The organism is Bacillus sp. AFS055030 (assembly GCF_002574545.1).
In the GTDB taxonomy this organism is placed as follows: Bacteria; Bacillota; Bacilli; order Bacillales; family Bacillaceae_G; genus Gottfriedia.
This window is the reverse complement of the sequence record NZ_NUGT01000072.1, coordinates 1-340: the sequence shown is the minus strand read 5'-3', so window position 1 is coordinate 340 and position 340 is coordinate 1. Positions and strand designations below refer to the sequence as shown.

The following is a 340-nucleotide window of genomic DNA, read 5'->3' as shown; positions in this document are numbered from 1 at the left end:
CCAATCCGCTGTTCGCCGCGGCCACGAGCCCGAGCCCGACCAGCGCGCCCCAGGAGGGGCGCGTTCCACGTGAAACATCGTGCGCCTCGTGGGCTCGATCGAGCGCGCGACGGGCGAGCCCGACGGCCAGCACCAGGCCGATGACCGTGGCGCTGTAGTACGTCGTCGTGACGAGGAGGGACGCGAGTTCGAGGGCGTCGCGGGATGGCGACCGCTCCGAGGCGGCAAGGAGGCCGAACGCGCCCAGGGCCAGCAGCGCTCCCGCGATCGGCGCACGGGCGCGGACGGCGGACCCGGCGGCCACCCGCAGTGCCGCGTACAGGGCGAGAACGTTCACCAC

The 340-nt window shown here is 74.1% G+C and carries 1 protein-coding gene; it reads right to left on the bottom strand.

Annotation, left to right across the window (positions count from 1 at the left end; genetic code table 11):
* On the bottom strand, positions 1 to 340 hold a 340-nt coding region (locus CN925_RS16010), incomplete at both ends, for a hypothetical protein (RefSeq protein WP_218937233.1).